Annotated in this window: 17 protein-coding genes, 2 tRNA genes and 3 rRNA genes; 8 read left to right on the forward strand and 14 right to left on the reverse strand. The window is 59.4% G+C overall.

The genetic code is table 11. The annotated features are described in order from the left end of the window. Positions 1-16: 16 nt before the first annotated feature. Positions 17-811 (reverse strand): 3-hydroxybutyrate dehydrogenase, encoded by a 795-nt coding sequence (locus LDZ28_RS08155; RefSeq protein ID WP_244825430.1) that lies wholly within the window; start codon positions 809-811, stop codon positions 17-19. A gap of 279 nt (positions 812-1,090) precedes the next feature. Here LDZ28_RS08155 and LDZ28_RS08160 point away from each other — a divergent pair, with 279 nt between their 5' ends. Beyond that, entirely contained in the window at positions 1,091-1,936 is an 846-nt protein-coding gene (locus tag LDZ28_RS08160; RefSeq protein ID WP_244825431.1) for a 23S rRNA (adenine(2030)-N(6))-methyltransferase RlmJ, read from the forward strand. A gap of 11 nt (positions 1,937-1,947) precedes the next feature. On the opposite strand, the gene LDZ28_RS08165 is transcribed toward LDZ28_RS08160, so the two are convergent. Next, positions 1,948-2,319, reverse strand: a complete 372-nt coding sequence (locus tag LDZ28_RS08165; protein ID WP_244825432.1) for a hypothetical protein — start codon at positions 2,317-2,319, stop codon at positions 1,948-1,950. A gap of 100 nt (positions 2,320-2,419) precedes the next feature. On the opposite strand from LDZ28_RS08165, the gene LDZ28_RS08170 reads away from it, so the two are divergent. Beyond that, entirely contained in the window at positions 2,420-2,818 is a 399-nt protein-coding gene (locus tag LDZ28_RS08170; RefSeq protein ID WP_244825433.1) for a DUF305 domain-containing protein, read from the forward strand. An 89-nt stretch (positions 2,819-2,907) separates the two neighbouring features. On the opposite strand, the gene LDZ28_RS08175 is transcribed toward LDZ28_RS08170, so the two are convergent. After that, the gene (locus LDZ28_RS08175) at positions 2,908-3,054 is read right to left on the reverse strand and encodes a DUF3563 family protein (protein ID WP_244825434.1); all 147 of its coding nucleotides are present in this window, start codon (positions 3,052-3,054) and stop codon (positions 2,908-2,910) included. A gap of 173 nt (positions 3,055-3,227) precedes the next feature. Beyond that, positions 3,228-3,665: a Cu(I)-responsive transcriptional regulator gene (cueR, locus tag LDZ28_RS08180; RefSeq protein WP_244825435.1), complete on the reverse strand. Its 438-nt coding sequence runs from the start codon at positions 3,663-3,665 to the stop codon at positions 3,228-3,230. A gap of 101 nt (positions 3,666-3,766) precedes the next feature. On the opposite strand from cueR, the gene LDZ28_RS08185 reads away from it, so the two are divergent. Then, positions 3,767-3,973 (forward strand): heavy-metal-associated domain-containing protein, encoded by a 207-nt coding sequence (locus tag LDZ28_RS08185; protein WP_244825436.1) that lies wholly within the window; start codon positions 3,767-3,769, stop codon positions 3,971-3,973. Then, entirely contained in the window at positions 3,970-4,905 is a 936-nt protein-coding gene (locus LDZ28_RS08190; RefSeq protein ID WP_244825438.1) for an SDR family oxidoreductase, read from the forward strand. The genes LDZ28_RS08185 and LDZ28_RS08190 overlap by 4 nt, the downstream gene beginning before the upstream one ends. Here the strand turns inward: LDZ28_RS08190 and LDZ28_RS08195 are convergent. The 8 genes from LDZ28_RS08195 to LDZ28_RS08230 all read right to left on the reverse strand — a co-directional run bounded on the left by LDZ28_RS08195 (position 4,899) and on the right by LDZ28_RS08230 (position 16,285). Continuing rightward, positions 4,899-8,372 carry an error-prone DNA polymerase gene (locus tag LDZ28_RS08195; protein WP_244825440.1) on the reverse strand — a complete coding sequence of 1,158 codons (3,474 nt, stop codon included), beginning with the start codon at positions 8,370-8,372 and terminating at the stop codon, positions 4,899-4,901. The genes LDZ28_RS08190 and LDZ28_RS08195 overlap by 7 nt on opposite strands. 7 nt (positions 8,373-8,379) lie before the next feature. Further along, positions 8,380-10,032 carry a DNA polymerase Y family protein gene (locus LDZ28_RS08200; RefSeq protein WP_244825442.1) on the reverse strand — a complete coding sequence of 551 codons (1,653 nt, stop codon included), beginning with the start codon at positions 10,030-10,032 and terminating at the stop codon, positions 8,380-8,382. Continuing rightward, the gene (gene imuA / locus LDZ28_RS08205) at positions 9,917-10,780 is read right to left on the reverse strand and encodes a translesion DNA synthesis-associated protein ImuA (RefSeq protein WP_244825443.1); all 864 of its coding nucleotides are present in this window, start codon (positions 10,778-10,780) and stop codon (positions 9,917-9,919) included. Before imuA ends, LDZ28_RS08200 begins: the two co-directional genes overlap by 116 nt. Positions 10,781-11,063: 283 nt before the next feature. Beyond that, positions 11,064-11,177: ribosomal RNA gene (gene rrf, locus LDZ28_RS08210) — 5S ribosomal RNA — on the reverse strand. 117 nt (positions 11,178-11,294) lie between these two features. Continuing rightward, positions 11,295-14,175 (reverse strand): 23S ribosomal RNA (locus LDZ28_RS08215). Between the two features lie 304 nt (positions 14,176-14,479). After that, positions 14,480-14,555: transfer RNA gene (locus tag LDZ28_RS08220), tRNA-Ala, on the reverse strand. Between the two features lie 56 nt (positions 14,556-14,611). Continuing rightward, a tRNA-Ile gene (locus tag LDZ28_RS08225) sits at positions 14,612-14,688 on the reverse strand. Positions 14,689-14,752: 64 nt separating this feature from the next. Continuing rightward, positions 14,753-16,285: ribosomal RNA gene (locus LDZ28_RS08230) — 16S ribosomal RNA — on the reverse strand. Together the 16S, 23S and 5S rRNA genes with 2 tRNA genes alongside form the textbook arrangement of a ribosomal RNA operon. Positions 16,286-16,931: 646 nt before the next feature. On the opposite strand from LDZ28_RS08230, the gene LDZ28_RS08235 reads away from it, so the two are divergent. The 4 genes from LDZ28_RS08235 to LDZ28_RS08250 all read left to right on the forward strand — a co-directional run bounded on the left by LDZ28_RS08235 (position 16,932) and on the right by LDZ28_RS08250 (position 20,591). After that, positions 16,932-18,146: a DUF2863 family protein gene (locus tag LDZ28_RS08235; protein ID WP_244825444.1), complete on the forward strand. Its 1,215-nt coding sequence runs from the start codon at positions 16,932-16,934 to the stop codon at positions 18,144-18,146. Between the two features lie 194 nt (positions 18,147-18,340). Then, positions 18,341-19,153 (forward strand): response regulator transcription factor, encoded by an 813-nt coding sequence (locus tag LDZ28_RS08240; protein ID WP_244825445.1) that lies wholly within the window; start codon positions 18,341-18,343, stop codon positions 19,151-19,153. Positions 19,154-19,221: 68 nt separating this feature from the next. Continuing rightward, the gene (locus LDZ28_RS08245; RefSeq protein ID WP_244825446.1) at positions 19,222-19,896 is read left to right on the forward strand and encodes an energy-coupling factor ABC transporter permease; all 675 of its coding nucleotides are present in this window, start codon (positions 19,222-19,224) and stop codon (positions 19,894-19,896) included. A gap of 116 nt (positions 19,897-20,012) precedes the next feature. Then, positions 20,013-20,591 (forward strand): BspC domain-containing protein, encoded by a 579-nt coding sequence (locus LDZ28_RS08250; protein WP_244825447.1) that lies wholly within the window; start codon positions 20,013-20,015, stop codon positions 20,589-20,591. 90 nt (positions 20,592-20,681) lie between these two features. On the opposite strand, the gene LDZ28_RS08255 is transcribed toward LDZ28_RS08250, so the two are convergent. Both LDZ28_RS08255 and yaaA read right to left on the reverse strand, forming a co-directional pair. After that, positions 20,682-21,842 carry a M14-type cytosolic carboxypeptidase gene (locus tag LDZ28_RS08255; RefSeq protein WP_244825448.1) on the reverse strand — a complete coding sequence of 387 codons (1,161 nt, stop codon included), beginning with the start codon at positions 21,840-21,842 and terminating at the stop codon, positions 20,682-20,684. 24 nt (positions 21,843-21,866) lie between these two features. Next, positions 21,867-22,646, reverse strand: a complete 780-nt coding sequence (yaaA, locus tag LDZ28_RS08260) for a peroxide stress protein YaaA (RefSeq protein ID WP_244825449.1) — start codon at positions 22,644-22,646, stop codon at positions 21,867-21,869. Positions 22,647-22,656 lie beyond the last annotated feature (10 nt).

The following is a 22,656-nucleotide window of genomic DNA, read 5'->3' on the forward strand; positions in this document are numbered from 1 at the left end:
CGTGCGTGTCTTTCGCTTATTGCATGAACCAGCCGTGGCTCACCACGAACGATTGCCCCGTGAGCGCCGCTGTCTCGAACTCGGACAGGAACCGCACCATCTGCGCGACGTCTTCCACCGTGGTGAACACGCCGTCGACCGTGCCGCCCAGCATCACGCGCTTCACGACTTCTTCCTCGCTAATGCCGAGTTCCTTCGCTTGTTCGGGAATCTGCTTGTCGACGAGCGGCGTGCGCACGAAGCCCGGACACACCACGTGCGAGCGCACGTTATGTTTTGCGCCTTCCTTTGCCAGGACGCGCGCAAGCCCGAGCAAACCGTGCTTGGCGGTCACATAAGCGGACTTGAGCGGCGACGCTTCATGCGAATGCACCGAGCCCATGTAGATGACGACGCCGCCGCGATCGTCCTTGTACATGTGCTTCAACGCGGCTTTGGTCGTGAGGAAGGCGCCATCGACGTGAATGGCCATCATCTTCTTCCAGTCCGAGTAGGCGTAATTTTCGATGGGATTGACGATCTGAATGCCCGCGTTCGACACGAGGATATCCACCGATTCCAATTCCGCCGCGACCCGGTCGATACCCTGATTGACCGCGTTCTCGTCCGTCACGTCCATCGCGATGCCGATAGCCTTGCCGCCCTTTTCGCGAATCTCGGCGGCGACGGTATCCGCGCCTGACTGATTTAGGTCCGCGATAGCGACTGCCGCGCCCGCCCGTGCAAGCGTGATTGCGATTGCGCGGCCAATGCCGCTCGCCGCGCCCGTGACGACCGCGGTTTTACCATCGAGCTTGCCGTTCTGTGACATGCGAACCTCCTCTCTGACAGTTGAATGACAACATGCGACGCCATTGGCCGCAATCTGGCCGTTCGGCATAGGACGAGTCACGCCGCGCATGAGAACACCTAGACCGTTCGGCCGACTAGTCATGGACGACCGGAAGCGGCTATTGTGCATGAACGGCGTGTCGCACTGCAGCGAATACGAAGCGACGCTCGGCTACAATGAGTGCCCTTCGCGCATGCCGGACGTGCCGCGCCGTTTGCCCTGAACTCGTTTTCTGTTGCCCTCCGCGGGCCTTTCGCCATGCTCAGTTACCGCCACGCCTTCCATGCGGGAAATCACGCCGACGTGCTGAAGCACGCGCTCGTCGTCCGGATGCTTCGCCATCTCGCCCAGAAAGACAAATCGTATTGGTATATCGACACGCATGCGGGCGCCGGCGTCTACTCGCTGACGGAGGGCTTCGCCGCGAAGAATGCCGAGTATGAAAACGGCATCGCACGGCTGTGGGAACGCACGGATTTACCGCCGCTCATCGCCGATTATGTCGATGAAGTCACGGCCCTGAACGCCGATGGTGAATTGCGCTTCTATCCTGGCTCGCCGTATCTCGCGTGGCGGCTCATGCGCGAACAGGACCGCATGCGTTTGTACGAGTTGCACAGCACGGAAATCGACGTGCTGCGTCACAACTTCCGCGATGCAGGCCGCCGCGCGATGATCTACGAAGGCGATGGCTTCGACGGCATCAAGGCCATTCTGCCGCCGCCGCCGCGCCGCGCGCTCGTGCTGATCGACCCGTCATACGAAGACAAGCGCGACTACGCGCGCACGCTTGCTTGTCTTGAGGAATCGCTCAAGCGGTTCGCGACGGGCACTTACGCGGTGTGGTATCCGATCGTCGCGCGACCGGAGTCGCAACGCTTCGCGGAGCAATTGAAGGCCATTCAACCCAATGGCTGGCTGCATGCGGCATTGACCGTGAGGCAGCCGCCCGAAGACGGCTTCGGGCTCTACGGCAGCGGCATGTTTATTTTGAATCCGCCCTATACGCTCGCCGCCGAACTCAAGCAAGTGCTGCCATATCTCGTCGATACGCTCGGCGAAGACAAGAACGCATCGTTCAAGCTGGAGCACCGCGCGGCCTGAACCTGCTCGACTCAGGGATAAGGCGTGCGGGAATTGCCGTGCCGCCTGCCGTTGGATTGCGCAGGCGCAGTCGCTTGCCCCGACGAATAGTCGATGTACGGAGAAACGACGATAGGCGGCTGGTCCTGCTGCGGCGGTCCGGGCAGCGTGGCCATGGGCACCATGCCGGGCCCGCCGAGCGGCCCCGTCTGAAGCACGGTCCCCGGCACGCCGCTGTGGATGCCCGTTTGCGTGTCCAGCACCAGCGGCTCGCCGCCCGGCGTGCCGAACGCCAGTGGCGCAATGACGCAAAGGCATGCGCCGAGTGCCGCGCGAACGCGTCGTGCCGTATTGCTTCGCGTGCTTCGGAAAGCCTTCGTCGCGTCGTGGATATGGCTGCGCATCGCTCGCTCTTTTATGTAGACGAAACCGCTTTACCTTACCCCGGTGGCAAGCTTTAGGCTAGGTGTTTTGCCTCACAACCGGCCCTTCTCAGGAGATACGATGCAATCGACCAGAACGCTGCTTGCCCTTCTCATCTCGCTTTGCAGCGCCTCCGCCATGGCGCAGACGGCCGCGCCCGCTCACGACTCCATGCACGGCATGCATATGTCCGAAGCCACGCCGAACGCGGCGGGATCGTCATCGACAGCGGACTTTCAGGCCGCCGATAAGTCGATGATGTCGGGCATGTCCGACATACGGTACAGCGGCGACGCCGACCGCGATTTCGTCGCGCACATGATCCCGCATCACGAAGGCGCGGTGGAAATGGCGAAGGTCGAGCTGAAGTACGGCAAGGACGCTAAGCTGCGCAAGCTGGCGAAGGACATCGTTGCGGCACAGGAAAAGGAAATCCGCTTCATGAAGCAGTGGCTCGCGGCGCATCCGCAAACGAAGTAAGCGGAACAAGCAGCGCGCCAAAAACGACAAAGCCCCGCGTTGCGGGGCTTTTTGCATGGCCGTGGCGCCTTGTGCGGCGCTACTGCGCCTTAAGCGTTGTAGCCGTTCGATTCGAGCGAGCGGATGCGCATTTCGAGCTGAACGATATCCGCGGATTGCGCCAGATACTCTTCACGGCGACGTTGTTCGGCGGTTTCAAACCAGATGCTGAGTTTTTCGAGCAGGACTGCAAACATGATGTTTCTCCAAGGATTTCGACGATCCCTGGCATTTCGGGTCAGGGATTACCCGCATAAGGGATAACCCGGATTATAGCGCTTGAATCTCAAAAAGTGTAGCTATATGCATGAACACTGTGCATTTCGTCACGCAGTGGTGCGTCTTTTTCGTCTTACTTAACCGACTGATTTCAAGCAGCTTTTTCTACAGCGGCCGTGAGCGAAAGCACACTGTTGGTGCATGACTCCGCAAGCTGATCCAGAATGGGGCAATCAGGACGCTCGTCGCCGTGACAGTGGTTCGCAAGATGAACGAGCGTATCGCGCATGCTCGTCAGTTCATCGATCCGGCGGTCCAGTTCGGCGACGTGCTCCGTTGCAATCGCCTTCACTTCGGCGCTTGCACGCGAGCGGTCTTGCCATAGCGCCAGCAATTTGCGTATGTCTTCCACCAGGAAACCAAGCCGGCGCGCTTGCCGGACGAACCGCAATGCATGAACCTCCTGCGCTCCATACACGCGATAACCCGACGACGTTCGTCCCACCGGATTGAGCAAGCCGACGCTCTCGTAGTAGCGGATCATCTTCGCCGTCACGCCCGAGGCCTTAGCCGCTTCACCTATGTTCATTTCTCGCTCCGCATAAAATCTTGAAATCGACTCTACACCTTCCCATCATGGCAAGGTATACGATGTTGTCATCGATCCAATTTTCAAGCGAGGAAACCGGGATGACCGAGTTCGAAGTTCAGGGCATGAGTTGCCAGCATTGCGTCGCCGCCGTGACGCGCTCGATTCGTGAAATCGATCCGCAAGCGCAAGTGCGCGTCGATCTCGAACGTGGCCGCGTGACAGTCGAGTCATCGCAGACGAATGAGGCGTTGATCGACGCAATCGACGACGCCGGCTACACCGTCAAAGGCGCCGCGTCCGCATGAGCGCCAGCGAACGCTTTACCGTTGCGCTCATCGGCGCGTCGGGTTTGCTGGGGCGCGCGGTCGGCGCCGAGCTGAAAAACGCGGTCGAGGCGCATGACTGGCGCGTCGTGCGCACGACGCATCGGCATGGCGATGCGGGCAGCGTGTCGCTCGATATTCGCGATCACGACGCCGTGCGCGCCTTTCTGCGGCGCGAGAAGCCGAATGCCGTCGTGGTCGCCGCGGCCGAGCGCCGTCCGGATGTGTGCGAGAACGATCCCGCTCTCGCCCGCGCGCTCAACGTCGATGCCTTGCAGACAATCGCGACCGAAGCCCGCGCGCTCGGCGCCTGGGTATTGTCGATCTCGACCGACTACGTGTTCGACGGCACCTCGCCGCCCTACTTTCCCGACGACGCGCCCGCGCCGCTCAACGCCTACGGCCATAGCAAGCTGGATGGCGAGCGCGCGCTACTCGCGTGCGATCCGGCTTCATGCGTGCTGCGGCTGCCGTTGCTCTACGGTCCGGTTGTCGACTGGAGTGAATCGGCGGTGACGAGCCTCACGCCCGCCATCGTCCGATCGGCCGATGCCGCGAACGCGCCCGCGCCAATGGACGCCTGGGCGACCCGCTATCCGACCTACACGCCCGATGTCGCCGTGGTAATCCGCGGCATGCTCGAACAGCACGCGCAAGGCGAGACGATTTCGGGCATCGCGCAATGGTCCGGCGACGAGCCGATGACCAAGTTCGATATCGCCGAGCGCATCGCGCGAGTACTGAAACTCGACGCGAAGCTCGTCGCTCAAACCACGCCCATGGACGCGACACCGCGCCCGCGCGACTGTCATCTCGATTCGGGGCGGCTCGAAGCGCTCGGGATTGGACGGCGCACGCCTTTCGATACCGCGATCGCGCATCTGCTCGCTCGATATCCCGAGAAAGCTCAGTGAAAGTCGCGGCTCGGCGCGGCGAGCCGGCCAAGCAGCGCGCTATGGTCTTCGAGCCGCTGCGCCACCAGATGCCGCACATCGCCTTCTTTTTGCCAGACGCCTTGCACGCCGAGCAGCGACGCGCCCAGCAACACCTTGCGCTGTTTCTCGACGAGCCCCGGCCAGACGATCACGTTGATCGAGCCGGTTTCGTCTTCGAGCGACAGGAAGATCGTGCCGTTCGCCGTGCCCGGCCGCTGCCGCACCGTGACGATGCCGCACGCCCGCACGAAGCGGCCGTTGCGAGTCTCGCCGAGTTCAGCGGCGCTTTTGAAACGCTGGCGCGCGAGCCGCTCGCGCAGCAAGGCGAGCGGATGACGATTGAGCGTGAGCCCGAGACTCGCGTAGTCGTCGACGATCTCGCGGCCTTCCGATGCTTCCGGCAACGCGAGCGGCGCTTCGGTCATCGGCGCATCGCGCAGCAATTCCGGCGCGCGCTGCTGCGCGGTCACCGCCCACCAAGCCTGACGCCGATGTCCCGCGATGCTTTGCAGCGCATTGCCCGCCGCGAGCGCTTCGAGTTCGCGACGCGACAGGGCCGCGCGACGCGTGAGATCGTCGACATCGACGAATGGTGCTTGAGCGCGCGCCGCCATGATCCGCTCGGCCGCCGCTTGTGAAAAACCCTTGATCAGTTGCAGCCCGATGCGCACGCCCGGACCGCCCGCGCCGTACGCCTGGGCACCGAGCCTGACGCGCTTTTTGAGCTTGCGCGCGCCGCGTCGCATGGTCTTGCGAAATACCTGATCCGGGCAAGGTGTGCCGTAGAACTGCTGACGCCGCCGCTGCTTTTCGGCATCCTGCAAGACGCGCACGCCATCGCCAGGCGGCATTTCCAGCACCGATTCCCAGTCGCTCAACGACACATCCGGCGCGAACACCTGCACGCCATGACGCCGCGCGTCCTGCACGAGCTGCGATTGCGAATAAAAGCCGAGCGGCTGGCTATTCAGCAAGCCGGCCAGAAACGCCGCCGGTTCGTAGCGCTTGATCCACGCGCTGACATAGACGAGCAGCGCGAAACTCGCCGAATGACTCTCGGGAAAACCGTATTCGCCGAAACCCTCGATCTGCTTGCACACGCGCGCCGCGAACTCTTCCTCGTAGCCGCGCGCGAGCATCTTCGTCATCAGATCGGCCTGATACTTTTCCAGATGACCGCCGCGTCGCCATGCGGCCATCGCGCGGCGTAGCTGATCGGCCTGTTCCGCGCTATAGCCTGCGGCGACCATCGCGAGCTTCATCACCTGTTCCTGGAAAATCGGCACGCCGAGTGTACGTTCGAGCACCGGCCGCAGTTCTTCCTTCGGATACTCCGCTTCCTCGAGCCCTTGCTTGCGGCGCAGATATGGATGCACCATGCCGCCCTGAATTGGACCGGGCCGCACGATCGCCACTTCGATCACGAGGTCGTAGTACTTGTTGGGCCGAAGACGCGGCAGCATGCTCTGCTGCGCGCGCGATTCGATCTGGAACACGCCGACCGTGTCCGCGCGGCAGCACATCTCGTAGACGGCCTTGTCCTCGCGACGCACATGCGTCATGCCGAAATCCGGCACGCCACGCCGCAGCGCGATGAATTCGAGCGCGCGCCGGATCGCGGAGAGCATGCCGAGCGCGAGCACATCGACCTTCAGCAGCTTGAGCTGATCGATGTCGTCCTTATCCCACTGAATCACGCAGCGATCCTTCATTGCGGCGTTTTCAATCGGCACGAGGCGCGACAAGCGTTCGCGCGCGATCACGAAACCGCCGACGTGCTGCGACAAGTGACGCGGAAAGCCGCGCAACTCGCGCGTAAGCCGGATCAGATGCTTCGTCACGTGCGAGTCTTCGTTGAAACCCGCTTCCTTCAGATAACCGGCCACCGCGGACGGACCATCCCACCACTGCTGCGACTTGCCGATCCGTTCGATGAGCGACGCATCCAATCCCAGCGCCTTGCCGACATCCTTGAGCGCACTCCTCGTGTGATACGTGGTGAGCGACGCCGCGAGCGACGCGCGATGCCGCCCGTACTTCTGATAGATGTACTGGATGACTTCCTCGCGCCGCTGATGTTCGAAGTCGACATCGATATCCGGCGGTTCGTTACGCGCGCGCGAAATGAAGCGCTCGACCAGCATGCTCATCTCGACCGGATTGATCTCCGTGATGTAAAGGCAATAACAGATGATCGAATTGGCCGCCGAGCCGCGCCCCTGACACAGGATCTTCCGGCTGCGCGCGAACGCGACGATGTCGTAGACCGTCAGAAAATACTTCTCGTACTTCAGGTCCGCGACAAGTTCCAACTCCTTTTCGATCTGCCCGATGGTCTCCACGCTCAATCCGTTCGGCCAGCGTTTGAGCGCGCCCGCGATCACGTTTTTGCGCAGATAACTGCCTGGCGTTTCGCCGGGCGGCACGAGTTCCTCGGGATATTCGTAGCGCAATTCATCGAGCTCGAAGGTGCAGCGCTTCGCGACCTTCAAGGTCTCGGCAATCGCTTCTTTCGGATACAACGCGCCGATGCGCAAGCGTGTACGCAGATGCCGCTCCGCGTTCGCTTCGAGCGCGTAACCGCATTCGGCCAGCGGACGATTGAGGCGGATTGCCGTCAACGTGTCCTGCAAGGGCTTGCGCGAACGCGCGTGCATTAGCGCGCCGCTTGCCGCAACGAGAGGCAAACCGCTCGCCTTCGAAATCACGCGGCACGAAGCGAGACGTTCATCGTCGCTGCCGTCCTGCCACAACTCCAGCGCAAGCCACGCGCGGCCAGCGGCGAAACTTCCGAGCCAATGAGCGCGATCGAGCGTATCGGCAAGCGTGGCCGAGCGTTGCGGAACCAGAATCAAGAGACAGTGCGGCAGATGCTTCAGATGCGCGATATCGCCGCGTAAATCGGTGGCATCGAACGAGTCGGACGGAGTGGCGGCGGGATTCGTGAAATCCTCCGGACCGATCCGATACGTTCCCTTCGGCGAACGCGAGCGCGCAAGCGAAATCAGCTCCGACAAATTGCCGTATCCCTCGCGATTGGTCGCCAGCGCAATGAGCGTGCAAAACGGCTCGCCGTTGGCATCGATGAGATGCAATTCACTGCCGATTATCAGCTTCAACGTTGCCTGCTTGGGCGACGGCTCGCCGGCCTTTCGCGCCGCGTCGGCTGCGGCTTGCGCCCGCGTCTCGATTTCCTTGATCGCGCCGTACGCGCGCACGACGCCTGCAAGCGAACATTCGTCCGTGATTGCTAGCGCGGTATAGCCGTGTTCGAGCGCGGCGGCCGCCAGTTCCTGCGGATGCGAAGCGCCGCGCAGGAACGAGAAGTTGCTCAGGCAATGCAGTTCCGCGTAACCGGGCAAGAACGCCGACGCGGACATCGCGCCGGAGAACTTGCCTTTGCCGTCGCCACCGCCCAGGCCGATGAGGTCGCTCAAATCTTCCATGGCGGCGTCATCCGAAAAAACCGTGGAGAAACCAGTCGCCCGTCAGACGCTCGCGATACACCCAGAACATGCGGCCGCGATCGTCGGAGGCGACGTAGTAATCGCGTTGAACGCCGTTGCCGTCCCACCAGCCCGCTTCGATACGCTCGGTCCGGCTGATGAGCTTCAACGCGCGACGATAGAACGGCCGCTCGTTGCGCAACATCAGCTTTTGCGGCGTTTCGAGAATCCACGATGGCCGCGGCTGCGAAGGCACGGCTTGGTCGGGAAGCTCGAACGATTCCGCGCTTTCTTCTTCCGTGTCGTCTGGCGTCGGCGCTTCGACGCCCTCTTTCGCGCGCGACTTTTTTCCGCGCTTGGGCTTGGCCTTACGTTCAGGCTGATACGTTTCGACCGTCACCGCCGCTTCCGGCCGATGATCCTCCCGCTCGCTCAATTGCACGACATTTTCCGCGCCGAGTCGCGCGCTCAGACGCTCCAGCAACTGCGCCATCGAGTCGGCATCGGAACCCGGCATGGGGAAAAGCGTATCGGCGGGCGGCTCGTGCTCGCTGACCTTGTCGGCCAAAAGCTTCATCTCGATCACCGGCGCGATCAAGGTTGCCTGATTCAGCTTTTCGCGCAGCAGCCAGAGAATGTGCTCGGCATCGCGCGTCGGCACAGCCCATGCAATCTTGAGCGTCGATGTCTTGGGTGCGTTGCGCGCCGCCAATTCATGTTCGAGCAAAAGCGAAAACTCGCTGACCGCCGAGTGATGCGCGTTCAGCCAACCGGCGAGTTGCAACACGAGCCGGCGTGCCGCAAACAACAGCGCATCGGCGTTTTCGACGCGCGCCTGCAACTCGAGTTTCGCCTCGAACGATGCCGGCGCGCAAAAAGCTTCGCGCGGATCGGGCGCCTGCCCGTAAGCTTGCGCGAGCCATTGCAGAATGCCCTGCCCGAAACGCCGCGCCACGCCTTTGCGCGGCAAGCGACGCAAGTCGGCGAGCGTCACGCAACCAATCTGCTCGAACGCATTGCCATGCGATGCCGCCGACGGCACGAGAGACACCGGCAAGGCATCGAGCGCGCGCACGAGTGTTGCCTCTTTCACAATACGAACGCGTTTCGCCACTCGTCGCGTGCGCGCGTGCGCAAGGAGCCACGCGCCCCACGCGGTCGGCGCACAGCCCATCCGGGACGTGAAGCCACAATCTTTCACCGTGGAGCGCACCTTTGCAAAGAGGCTGCGCAAGCCGCCGAAAAGCCGCATGCTCGCGCCGACTTCCAGCAACACGGTATTCGCATGTGCGAGCACGACCTTCGGCGTGAACGCGAGCAAGGACAACGCCACTGCTTCGAGCGCGCGCTGCTCTTCGCTGATATCGACGGCAAGCAAAGTGAGCCGCGGCGCGAGCGCGAACGCATGCGAGCGCGTGCTGCCCGGGCGCACGCCGAGGCGGAACGCGACGAGATCGGGCAGCAGAATGCGCGCGTGATCCGCGAGCGCGAAACATGGCTGACCGGAATCGTCCGCGTTCGCAAACGAATTGCCGACGAGCGCTTCACCGGGCATCGAGCCCGTTCCAGGCGAGGTCGAATTCGTCGAGATCGACGGCATCGATGGCGGCCTGACTGCTTCGAGCGATAAAAGCGGCAATGTCACCGCTATCCACAACATGATTGACCTCTCGTGCTCTCCTGGCTTGATCCGCGCGACGAATGTGCTCAGGCAATGCCGGCATTTGCAGCGGCAAACGCAACTGCAGCGGTTTTTCCAGCAACGGACCACGCCGCTTGATGATGTCGATTTCGAGCATGACCACCTGCATCCATTCGCGACGATTCATTGTCTGCGCGTGCGCAGGCAGCACCGGTTTGCAGACGATGCGCAATGGTGCCGCGGAGGATTGCTTCGCGGCATCGAGCGGGCGGAACAGAAACACCAGCGACTGCGATTCCTGAGCGGCCACTTGCAAACGACGCAGCGCATCGGGCCGCGCCTTGGGCAGCCAGATCAGGACCGCGCCGCTGCCATCCTGTTTGAGCGATTGCTCGGCCGCCCATAGCACCTGATCCTCGGGCGCTTTGACCCAGACCAGCTTGCCCGGCGCGATGTTCATCGACCGGAACGCTGCTGGATTGGGCATCCAGGGAGGCGCTACGAAGATGACGGTGCGGCCTCTTTTCGTCACCAACTCACGAAGCGAACGCGCGAGCAGCCTGACCTCGCCGACCCCGCATTCTTCGATAAGCAATTCAGTGACGGCGCCGGCCATCCAGCCGGTATTTGGCAAGACCAAATCGAGCGCCCGATAGCCACTCGAAACGACACCCGCGTCCGACACGCCGACCTGCTCGCCTTGCCAAAGCTGCTGCTGCAGGCGCGATGTCAGCCCGATATCGAGCAGTGAAAGTGCTGCACCCATGAGTCTTCCCTGTCCACCCGAATGCAAGAGCCTGCTCATGCCCAGAGCATTCGGCAACCCTTTTGTACTGTATATTTATACAGTATTTCGAGGCGACGAGGTAAACGGTCGATGTGAGTTTTAGACGGGCTTGAGACGGACGACTGGAGGGGATTTGAATGTTTCCTGGATGGGGATTTGGTGCTTGCGTCGTGATGTAAGCAAGACTTTTTTGCGCGCCAACGCCGCAGAAATGCAAAAACCCCACCTGTTTGGGGGTGGGGTTTTTGTTGCTGCATGAGGAGCCTGACGATTACCTACTTTCACACGGGAGATCCGCACTATCATCGGCGTGGAGTCGTTTCACGGTCCTGTTCGGGATGGGAAGGGGTGGTACCAACTCGCTGTGGTCATCAGGCATGACTTGTTGTCGTGCGCCGGGTGGGCACACAACCAATCCGGGAAGAAGCAGTAAATGTTGGGTGGCGATTGTCGCACACGCATAACTCGCCAGTGGTTCAAACACACTGGTTATAGGATCAAGCCTTACGGGCAATTAGTATCAGTTAGCTCAATGCATTACTGCACTTACACACCTGACCTATCAACGTCCTGGTCTGGAACGACCCTTCAAGGGGCTCGAAGCCCCGGGGATATCTCATCTTAAGGCGAGTTTCCCGCTTAGATGCTTTCAGCGGTTATCTCTTCCGAACATAGCTACCCGGCGATGCCACTGGCGTGACAACCGGTACACCAGAGGTTCGTCCACTCCGGTCCTCTCGTACTAGGAGCAGCCCCCTTCAAATATCCAACGCCCACGGCAGATAGGGACCAAACTGTCTCACGACGTTTTAAACCCAGCTCACGTACCTCTTTAAATGGCGAACAGCCATACCCTTGGGACCGGCTACAGCCCCAGGATGAGATGAGCCGACATCGAGGTGCCAAACACCGCCGTCGATATGAACTCTTGGGCGGTATCAGCCTGTTATCCCCAGAGTACCTTTTATCCGTTGAGCGATGGCCCTTCCATACAGAACCACCGGATCACTATGACCTGCTTTCGCACCTGCTCGACTTGTCGGTCTCGCAGTTAAGCACGCTTATGCCATTGCACTATCAGCACGATTTCCGACCGTACCTAGCGTACCTTCGTACTCCTCCGTTACACTTTGGGAGGAGACCGCCCCAGTCAAACTGCCTACCATGCACTGTCCCCGATCCAGATCATGGACCAAGGTTAGAACCTCAAACAAACCAGGGTGGTATTTCAAGGACGGCTCCACCGAAACTAGCGTTCCGGTTTCATAGCCTCCCACCTATCCTACACAGATCGGTTCAAAGTCCAATGCAAAGCTACAGTAAAGGTTCATGGGGTCTTTCCGTCTAGCCGCGGGGAGATTGCATCATCACAAACACTTCAACTTCGCTGAGTCTCGGGAGGAGACAGTGTGGCCATCGTTACGCCATTCGTGCAGGTCGGAACTTACCCGACAAGGAATTTCGCTACCTTAGGACCGTTATAGTTACGGCCGCCGTTTACCGGGACTTCAATCAAGAGCTTGCACCCCATCATTTAATCTTCCGGCACCGGGCAGGCGTCACACCCTATACGTCCACTTTCGTGTTTGCAGAGTGCTGTGTTTTTATTAAACAGTCGCAGCCACCAGTTTATTGCAACCTCTTCACCCTTCCAGCGCAGGCTGGTTAAGCTACAGAGGCGTACCTTATCCCGAAGTTACGGTACCAATTTGCCGAGTTCCTTCTCCCGAGTTCTCTCAAGCGCCTTAGAATACTCATCTCGCCCACCTGTGTCGGTTTGCGGTACGGTCACTATTAGACTGAAGCTTAGAGGCTTTTCTTGGAACCACTTCCAATTGCTTCGCTTCCGAGGAAGCTCGCGCCACACCCTTGAATTATGTGCCCGGATTTGCCTGAGCACCTTCTCCAATGCAGCGACCGGGACGTCCAACACCCGGACAACCTTCCGCGATCCGTCCCCCCATCGCATCTAACAATGGTGCAGGAATATTGACCTGCTTCCCATCAGCTACGCATTTCTGCCTCGCCTTAGGGGCCGACTCACCCTACGCCGATGAACGTTGCGTAGGAAACCTTGGGCTTACGGCGAGGGGGCTTTTCACCCCCTTTATCGCTACTCATGTCAGCATTCGCACTTCCGATACCTCCAGCACGCTTTTCAACGCACCTTCGCAGGCTTACGGAACGCTCTCCTACCATGCATATAAATATGCATCCGCAGCTTCGGTGACTGGCTTGAGCCCCGTTACATCTTCCGCGCAGGACGACTCGATCAGTGAGCTATTACGCTTTCTTTAAAGGGTGGCTGCTTCTAAGCCAACCTCCTGACTGTTTTTGCCTTCCCACTTCGTTTCCCACTTAGCCAATCTTTGGGACCTTAGCTGGCGGTCTGGGTTGTTTCCCTCTTGACACCGGACGTTAGCACCCGATGTCTGTCTCCCGTGATTGCACTCTTCGGTATTCGGAGTTTGCTATGGCGTAGTAATCCGCAATGGACCCCACAACCATGACAGTGCTCTACCCCCGAAGGTGATACACGAGGCACTACCTAAATAGTTTTCGGAGAGAACCAGCTATTTCCAAGTTTGTTTAGCCTTTCACCCCTATCCACAGCTCATCCCCTAACTTTTCAACGTTAGTGGGTTCGGTCCTCCAGTACGTGTTACCGCACCTTCAACCTGGCCATGGATAGATCACTTGGTTTCGGGTCTACGCCCAGCAACTGATCGCCCTATTCGGACTCGCTTTCGCTACGCCTGCCTTAATCAGTTAAGCTCGCTACTGAACGTAAGTCGCTGACCCATTATACAAAAGGTACGCCGTCACCCCTTGCGAGGCTCCGACTGTTTGTATGCATGCGGTTTCAGGATCTATTTCACTCCCCTCCCGGGGTTCTTTTCGCCTTTCCCTCACGGTACTGGTTCACTATCGGTCGATCACGAGTATTTAGCCTTGGAGGATGGTCCCCCCATCTTCAGACAGGATTTCACGTGTCCCGCCCTACTTGTCGTACCCCTAGTTCTTCCACGCTGTTTTCGCTTACAGGGCTATCACCTGCTATGGCCGCACTTTCCAGAGCGTTCAGCTAACAACACAGATAAAGAGTACAGGCTGATCCCATTTCGCTCGCCACTACTCTGGGAATCTCGGTTGATTTCTTTTCCTGCGGTTACTTAGATGTTTCAGTTCACCGCGTTCGCTTCACTAAGCCTATGGATTCAGCTTAGGATGACCCATTCGGGCCGGGTTTCCCCATTCGGATATCGGTGGATCAAAGCTCGTTTGCCAGCTCCCCACCGCTTTTCGCAGGCTACCGCGTCCTTCATCGCCTGTGATCGCCAAGGCATCCACCACATGCACTTGTTCGCTTGACCCTATAACGAGTGTGTCTGCCAGCATTGCTGCCTTCAAGCCCACCGTCATAGGTTGAGTATTCGCGTTGTGCCGTATTCCAAAGCAATCTTTCGATCACCTTTTCATACTTGATACAATCACAACCCTGATTACCCTACTCACACCCATCTCTAAGTGCTTTCGAATAATCTCTTTACTACTTCTTCCAGATTGTTAAAGAACGACAGCCGATAGCGTGATCAATTCGATCACCTACCCGCGCTGACTGGCTCAATCGCCAATGCGCAACGTTGAACCCCGCGTTCAGCGCTGTGCATTGAGGATTGGTGGAGGATGACGGGATCGAACCGACGACCCCCTGCTTGCAAAGCAGGTGCTCTCCCAGCTGAGCTAATCCCCCCGTGTGTGCCTGACTCAGTCTGCTCGCTTGGTCGTTTTAAGCACCGCTTGCTCGGGTGGTGGGTCTGGTTGGATTCGAACCAACGACCCCCGCCTTATCAAGACGGTGCTCTAACCGACTGAGCTACAGACCCTTAGCCTGTCTTTCTGACAGCCGATAAGCGTGAACACTTGAGTGGGCGAGCGTTTAAGCTCGAGAAAGGAGGTGATCCAGCCGCACCTTCCGATACGGCTACCTTGTTACGACTTCACCCCAGTCATGAATCCTACCGTGGTGACCGTCCTCCTTGCGGTTAGACTAGCCACTTCTGGTAAAACCCACTCCCATGGTGTGACGGGCGGTGTGTACAAGACCCGGGAACGTATTCACCGCGGCATGCTGATCCGCGATTACTAGCGATTCCAGCTTCACGCAGTCGAGTTGCAGACTGCGATCCGGACTACGATCGGTTTTCTGGGATTGGCTCCACCTCGCGGCTTGGCAACCCTCTGTTCCGACCATTGTATGACGTGTGAAGCCCTACCCATAAGGGCCATGAGGACTTGACGTCATCCCCACCTTCCTCCGGTTTGTCACCGGCAGTCTCCCTAGAGTGCTCTTGCGTAGCAACTAAGGACAAGGGTTGCGCTCGTTGCGGGACTTAACCCAACATCTCACGACACGAGCTGACGACAGCCATGCAGCACCTGTGCGACGATTCTCTTTCGAGCACCCCAGGCTCTCACCCGGGTTTCGTCCATGTCAAGGGTAGGTAAGGTTTTTCGCGTTGCATCGAATTAATCCACATCATCCACCGCTTGTGCGGGTCCCCGTCAATTCCTTTGAGTTTTAATCTTGCGACCGTACTCCCCAGGCGGTCAACTTCACGCGTTAGCTACGTTACTAAGGAAATGAATCCCCAACAACTAGTTGACATCGTTTAGGGCGTGGACTACCAGGGTATCTAATCCTGTTTGCTCCCCACGCTTTCGTGCATGAGCGTCAGTATTGGCCCAGGGGGCTGCCTTCGCCATCGGTATTCCTCCACATCTCTACGCATTTCACTGCTACACGTGGAATTCTACCCCCCTCTGCCATACTCTAGCCTGCCAGTCACCAATGCAGTTCCCAGGTTAAGCCCGGGGATTTCACATCGGTCTTAACAGACCGCCTGCGCACGCTTTACGCCCAGTAATTCCGATTAACGCTCGCACCCTACGTATTACCGCGGCTGCTGGCACGTAGTTAGCCGGTGCTTATTCTTCCGGTACCGTCATCCCCACCCGGTATTAACAGGTAGGTTTTCTTTCCGGACAAAAGTGCTTTACAACCCTAAGGCCTTCTTCACACACGCGGCATTGCTGGATCAGGGTTGCCCCCATTGTCCAAAATTCCCCACTGCTGCCTCCCGTAGGAGTCTGGGCCGTGTCTCAGTCCCAGTGTGGCTGGTCGTCCTCTCAGACCAGCTACAGATCGTCGCCTTGGTAGGCCTTTACCCCACCAACTAGCTAATCTGCCATCGGCCGCCCCTATAGCGCGAGGTCCCGAAGGATCCCCCGCTTTCTTCCGTAGATCGTATGCGGTATTAATCCGGCTTTCGCCGGGCTATCCCCCACTACAGGACACGTTCCGATGTATTACTCACCCGTTCGCCACTCGCCACCAGGGTTGCCCCCGTGCTGCCGTTCGACTTGCATGTGTAAGGCATGCCGCCAGCGTTCAATCTGAGCCAGGATCAAACTCTTCAGTTCAATACCTGTTACTGTTTTCGGTTGTTTTACCAACCGGTCGCTCACTCAACGTACTGACGATGATCAATCCGTCTTTCGACAGATAAACCTTCCTCTAATACTGTGTGAGACTTGATAACTTTCGCTAAACGTCCCAACCCCGAAAGGTCAGAACCGCTCGCGCCATCAAGTGCCCACACTTATCGGCTGTTAGTTTTTAAAGAGCACATTCGCCAAGACTGCCTGCCAAGCGCACCAAGCATTTTGCTCAGCACCGCTTCGTCTTGCGTCGCTGCATCTGCAGCAGAGAAACGAGATTATGTACGCCGTTTCAGTTACTGTCAACAAGAATTTGAAGCTTTCTTTTCTTGCCCACCGCGCTTCGGAGCGAATACCACCTTTGCCCGCCTCGCCTACTGAAACCACCTCCCGCTTCCTTCGCGTTCATCGAATCGCGAAGGAACGGAATTCTAGTTGCGCGGCGTGCAATCCGCAAGTAGCCGAAACGAAAAAATTGACGGGCGAAGATCCACCGCCCAAACGATCCACTTCAAAGCCCGTGTTCGACGTTTCGAACGTCACTCTAGCTACCATTCAGATGAGCAGTAACGGCGCCACCTAAGCGACTACAATTAAAGGTTTTCTGCCCCAACTAACTCGTATCCCTATGCGCTCGCGAATTGCAAAACGTATTCCTCCGGACGCTGACAAGCTCGTCAGTCTCTCGCTCGCGCTGTTCGCGTCGGGCAGCCGCGTCGAAGACCGCTTCTGGGAAGCGCGTCTCGATGCCCTTATCGCCAAACTCGTGCGTAACGGCAATCAAACAACGCTCGACGCTGCCTTAGATCATCTCCAGCAGAATCATCCCGATGCCTACGGTGCGCTTGCCGATATGGCCGAGACGCATAGCGAGTCTTTCGCCATCGACATCGACGGCGTCGCGCACGAAGCGCTCCTGATTGCCGCGCCGGTGCTCGCCTGGACGCGCTATTCCATCCCGTCGGGTGCGCTCAAGTCCGAGACGATCGACGCCATGCGTACGCAGCTGCAGGCGCACGTGCTCGCGGCGGGTGCGCGCGTCGCATTCGCGCCGTATCTGTACAGCATCGATCAATTGCCGCGTCATCACGTGGATACGGCTCGGCTAGCCCAGCAATTGACGCAGACCGCCTTGGGCGCGGCGGCAGTCCGGCTCAATCTAGCTGATCTGCCGGAGACCTCGCCAATTCTCGCCGACCCGCGCTTCCTGTTGGCCATCGCGATTGTTCCTGCAGGCGCGGCTTTCTTCCGCTGGCAAGAAGACGAAACGGGCGGTCGTACCGAACGCGGGCAGTGCCTGGAGCAATGGATGGCGCAAGGTGGGCCAAACTTCGCTGCCATCCTGCCGGGTTGTGAGATCGAATGCCTGCTTCCAGACGCCTATTACTCAGCCTGCCGCGATGCAGACGAGCAAGTTCGCCCTCACACGGTGCGCACGGCGGTGCGTTATCTGTTCGATACGCTCGGCACCGCGCCGCAGGAATTGCGCGCAGTCATCGCGGGCTTTGGCGAGCGCCGAATCGACGAGTATCGAGTCGGCTTCACGCGCCGCGGCAGTAACGATGTGATCTACGGTGTCGTATGGCCGTTATACGGCCGCGAGAACGGCGAGCTGGACATGGAAGAGGACATCGTCGAACTGGAAGGCGCGAACGGTCCGGTCGAAGAAATCGTCGAGCTATTGAAAAAAGCTGGAGTGTCCGACGTGCGCCGGCACGCAGGCCGCTTCGAACCCGAATTTTGCGACGACTGTGGCGTGCCGCTTTACGCAGATCCGCTCGGTGAGATCGTACATGCCGAGATGCCTGAAGACGCCGAGCCTGCGCAACCTCACTTTCATTGACTGGCGTCATAAGACTAAGTGCCTAAGGCAATTAAAAAACCCCGCTTTTGCGGGGTTTTTTGTGCAATTCTGCCTATGCCGTTTGGCTAGGGGGAAAAATCGGCCGAAGTTTGTCAATATGGACCCGTGCCGACGCGCTTGTCGGCAGCAAGTCCCGGCGCGCAGGCGTCGGCGTATTGATTCGAGGTATAAGCATGAAAATTACGATCATGGGTGCTGACGGCGAACGTCGTGCAGGCCTTAAAACATTGCTGCGCCGTATCGCGCGTCACGCGCAGTTCAACGAAGTAATCGACTGGCGACAGGCCGGGGTGGCCTTGAGACAAGCCAGATCCAGCCTGATTGTCGTCGACTGGGAGCCTCATCTGCGAGCGGGCGATCTGCAGACGCTGCTCGAAGAGGCACGAGGCATCCCCACCGCCGTAGTGGTCGACCGACCCACGGTCGCTCAGGTTTATATGCTGATGGGCATCGGCGCGATGGGCGTCATTCCACGCACGCTCGATCCCGTTCTCATCGTCAGGGCGCTCGACATGGTGCTTATCGGCGGTCATTACGTGCCGCCCGATGTGATCGATCCGGCGCTGAGTCAGGAGTCGCTCATCATTCGTACGCCGCTCAGCGCGGCCATTCGGCGGCGGCTGCGTCATCTGCCCGCGCTGTCGCCGCGGCAGCAGCAGATCATGCGTTGCGTGCACATGGGCAGCACCAACAAGATGATCGCGAAGACGCTGGGTATCAGCGAAGGCACTGTCAAGATCCACCTTGCGAGCATCTTTCAGCAACTAGGCGCCACGAACCGCGCCGCTGCCGTTGCCATCTATAACGGCGTGCAAACCGCGCATCTCGAGATTCTTCGCAGCAGCGAATGCGAAGCGCCGGAGCGCGCAGTGCCGGGACAAGCGAACGTGGTGCCGTTGCGCCGAATACGCGCGCTGTATCCGTCACTCACGGAAAGCGACGCGTCCTCGCTGCCAATGGCCGCCCAACCCGAGGCGACGTTCTAGCAACAAAGGACGCGTTTGGGTTCGTCGTTTGCACGCACGAATCACGCGCAACGAGTAATATGCAAGGCATGGGGTTCTTTTACACACCGCTCCCGCTTTGGCTTACCGTCGGCGGCTGGATAGTCGCCGCGGGATTGCTCGCGCTCGTACTGTTGCAGCGTCCTTTCAGCAGATTGCAGGACGCCACGCTACAGCACGTGTGGCTTGGCATCATCGTCGCGGTGACGGTGTTGTGGGCGTGCAATGCATGGTTCGACGACGGACCCGTCATCCACTTGCTGGGCGCGACCTTGATGGTCACCTTGTTCGACTGGCGGCTGGCGCTCATCGGCACGGCTGCCACCACCGGTCTCGCGGCCGTCGTGCTCGACGCATCCTGGCTCTCGGTCGCGGTCACCTATATGTTGTTCGGCGCGCTGCCTGTTGCAGTATCAACGTTCCTGCAACGGCTATCCAATGCGTGGCTGCCGCGCAATCTTTTTACGTTCATCATCGGGCACGGCTTCGTGAGTTCCGCGGCAGCGGTTGCCGCGGCATGCGGTGCGACGGTGCTCTTCGAGATGGCGCTCACCGGCGGACCGGTCACCGTGCCCGCTGCATTCATGCGCGGCTCGCTATTACTGGTTGTTGGCGAAGCGCTCTTTACCGGCCTGCTCACCATTTTGATCTCGGTGTATAAGCCAGCCTGGATCACCACTTACGACGTGCGCCGCTATCGCCTTGATCGCGGACCTCGCGTCTGAGGCACACCGCAAGCCGAATTGCACGCGAGCAAAAACGCAATCAAAGTGCGATAAGATGGAACTCCTTCCCCGCACGCGGCATCTTACTTGCCCGTGTCTTCTTAGCACCAGACTTGATGGAAAGTAACCACGCACCGCGCCGGCTTTTGCGGCTCGTCGGCCGGTTGGCGGTATGCGCATCGATTGCATGCGCGGCAGTATCCGCCTTAGCCGACTCGCTCGACGAGCGCAACGAATTGATTCACCACTTCGTCACCGACTTCCACGCCAATCCGCTCGTCGCGGATTGCGCGGCACACGGCAACTTCATCGCCAGCACTTCGGCGGCGTTCGATCACGTAGAGTTTCCGCCTGCTGTCTTCGACCCATCGCGCTCGACCATCGAACCGTGGAACGATTCGTTCGACGAGAAGAAGCAGCGTATCAAGGTGGACAACGTCGTGACAGTCGAGGGCGAAGGCGTCTCGAAGAGCGGTGAGAGCGATGTCACGCCGCTCAAGTTTCGTTGTGGCTACGTAGGCAGTCAAATGCTCGCCTTCGGCTGGAACGATCCGGTTCCGCCACTACGCCCCCGCGCCGAACCGTCGTCCGCACGCGGCACGAAGGGCAAGCATGGCGCGAAAACAAAAGGTGCGTCTGCGGGCAAAAGCAAGAACTCGGGCAAGTCGACAAAGAAGTCGGCCAAGAAGCACTAGCTAGCCAGCCGGGAAGCACGGCAAACAAAAAAGGCGCGGCACCTGAAGGTGTCGCGCCTTTTTGCGTCAATGGAAACGCTGTCGGATAGATCAGGCCGGATACGTCTGCAACTGCCAAAGAATCGCCTGCAACATCGCCGCACCAAGCGCCGAACTCCGCTCGCCGCTCCAGCCCACACGCTCATCCGGCAGATTCGCGTTGTCCTTGAACGGCATCTCCAGCGTCAGCGAGAGACACTTGTACTCGTTGCCGATGTACTTCGACGCGAGCTTGAGCGCATCCGTCTGATACTTGCTCGACTCGTAGCCGTGCACGTCCTGAAAGTCCGGGCTTGCCTGCTTGAAGAACTCGATGAACGCCTTCTGCTCTTCCGCCTGCTTGCCGGTGAAGCCCGGCAGCATCTCCGAGCCCGCGACGAACACGTAAGGAATGGCTTCGTCGCCATGGATGTCGAAGAACATGTCGCAGCCGATATCGCGGATGGCATCACGCACCACGAGCACCTCGGGACTGCGCGCGGCATCCGGCTCCATCCATTCGCGGTTCAGGTTCGCGCCGGCCGCGTTGGTGCGCAAATTGCCGAGCACGCTGCCATCCGGATTCATGTTCGGGACGATATGAAACACCGCGCGCTCCAGTACCGCGCGCGCGGTCGGGTCACCCGCCCAGTCGCCCCAGCCCGCGAGCCGCTTGACGAGACCCTCGACGAACCATTCCGCCATCGTTTCGCCCGGATGCTGGCGCGCGATGATCCACACGTTCTTCTTGGGCTTGGCACTCATGCCATCGGCGAGACCGAGCGAAAGCAAGGACATTGGTCGGCCTTGCACCGTGCTGCCGAGTTCGGTCAACGTGGCGTGCGGCATCTGCTGCACGGCGCCGAGGAATTCCGCGTGACGCTCGTCGCTATACGGCTCGAAATACGCGTAATGGATGCGATCGAAATCGGGCGTATGGTCGATCTTCAACACGCCGCCCACGTACTCCGTCTCCACGCGAAACCAGTTCACGCGATCGTAGCTCGCCACCGCCTGATAGTCGCGCCAGCCTTCCGGAAACGCGCATTGCGCCGCATTCTCGAAGCTCATCACGAGACGCTCGCCGCACGCGCCAGAGACGCGGAAATAGAACCACTGCGCGAAATCGGCGTGAGAATCCGGACGCACGCGCAAACGAATATCGGACGGGTTGGTCGCGTCGACGACTTCGATTGCGCCCGCATCGAAATGACTTGAAATTGAAATGCTCATGATGAATTCCTTGATGCAGACACTTTAATCCGCGACGCGGCGGCGAAAAACATAAGTCGTATCGTTCGATGCCTTCGCGTCGAACGCATACCCGTCACTGTCGAAGTCCTTGAGCCCTTCCGGCTCGTCGATGCGGTTCTTCACCGCATAGCGCGCCATCAAACCGCGCGCGCGTTTCGCATGAAAACTGATGATCTTGTAGCGTCCGCCCTTCCAGTCCTCGAACACGGGCGCGACCACCGGCACGTCGAGAAGCCGCGGCTTCACCGACTTGAAGTATTCCCCCGACGCACAATTCACGAGCACGCGCGCGCCGCGCTGTTTCCTGAATTGCTCGTTGAGCGCGGCCGTGATGCGCTCGCCCCAGAACGCGTAAAGATCCTTGCCGCGTGCGTTCGGAAACTTGGTGCCCATTTCAAGGCGATAAGGCTGCAATAGGTCGAGTGGTCGCAGGAGCCCATAAAGCCCGGACAAAACACGCACATGATTCTGCGCGTAGTCGAGATCGGCCGAAGACAGCGTCTTCGCGGCGAAGCCTTCGTAGACGTCGCCATTGAAGGCGAGCACGGCCTGCTTCGAATTGGTCTCGTCGAAACGCTTCGACCATTCGGCATAACGCTGGAAGTTGAGCGTCGCGAGCTGGTCCGAGATGCCCATCATTCCGCCGATCTGTTGCGGCGAAAGATGACGCAGACCCTTGATGAGTTCGGCGGCGTCATCGACGAACTCGGGCAGCGTGTGCTTGCGGATATGCGGCGGCGTCTCGTAGTCGAGCGATTTGGCAGGCGATAGAACGATTATCATGGAGGCTCGC

It is taken from the genome of Caballeronia sp. TF1N1 (assembly GCF_022878925.1).
Lineage (GTDB): Bacteria > Pseudomonadota > Gammaproteobacteria > Burkholderiales > Burkholderiaceae > Caballeronia.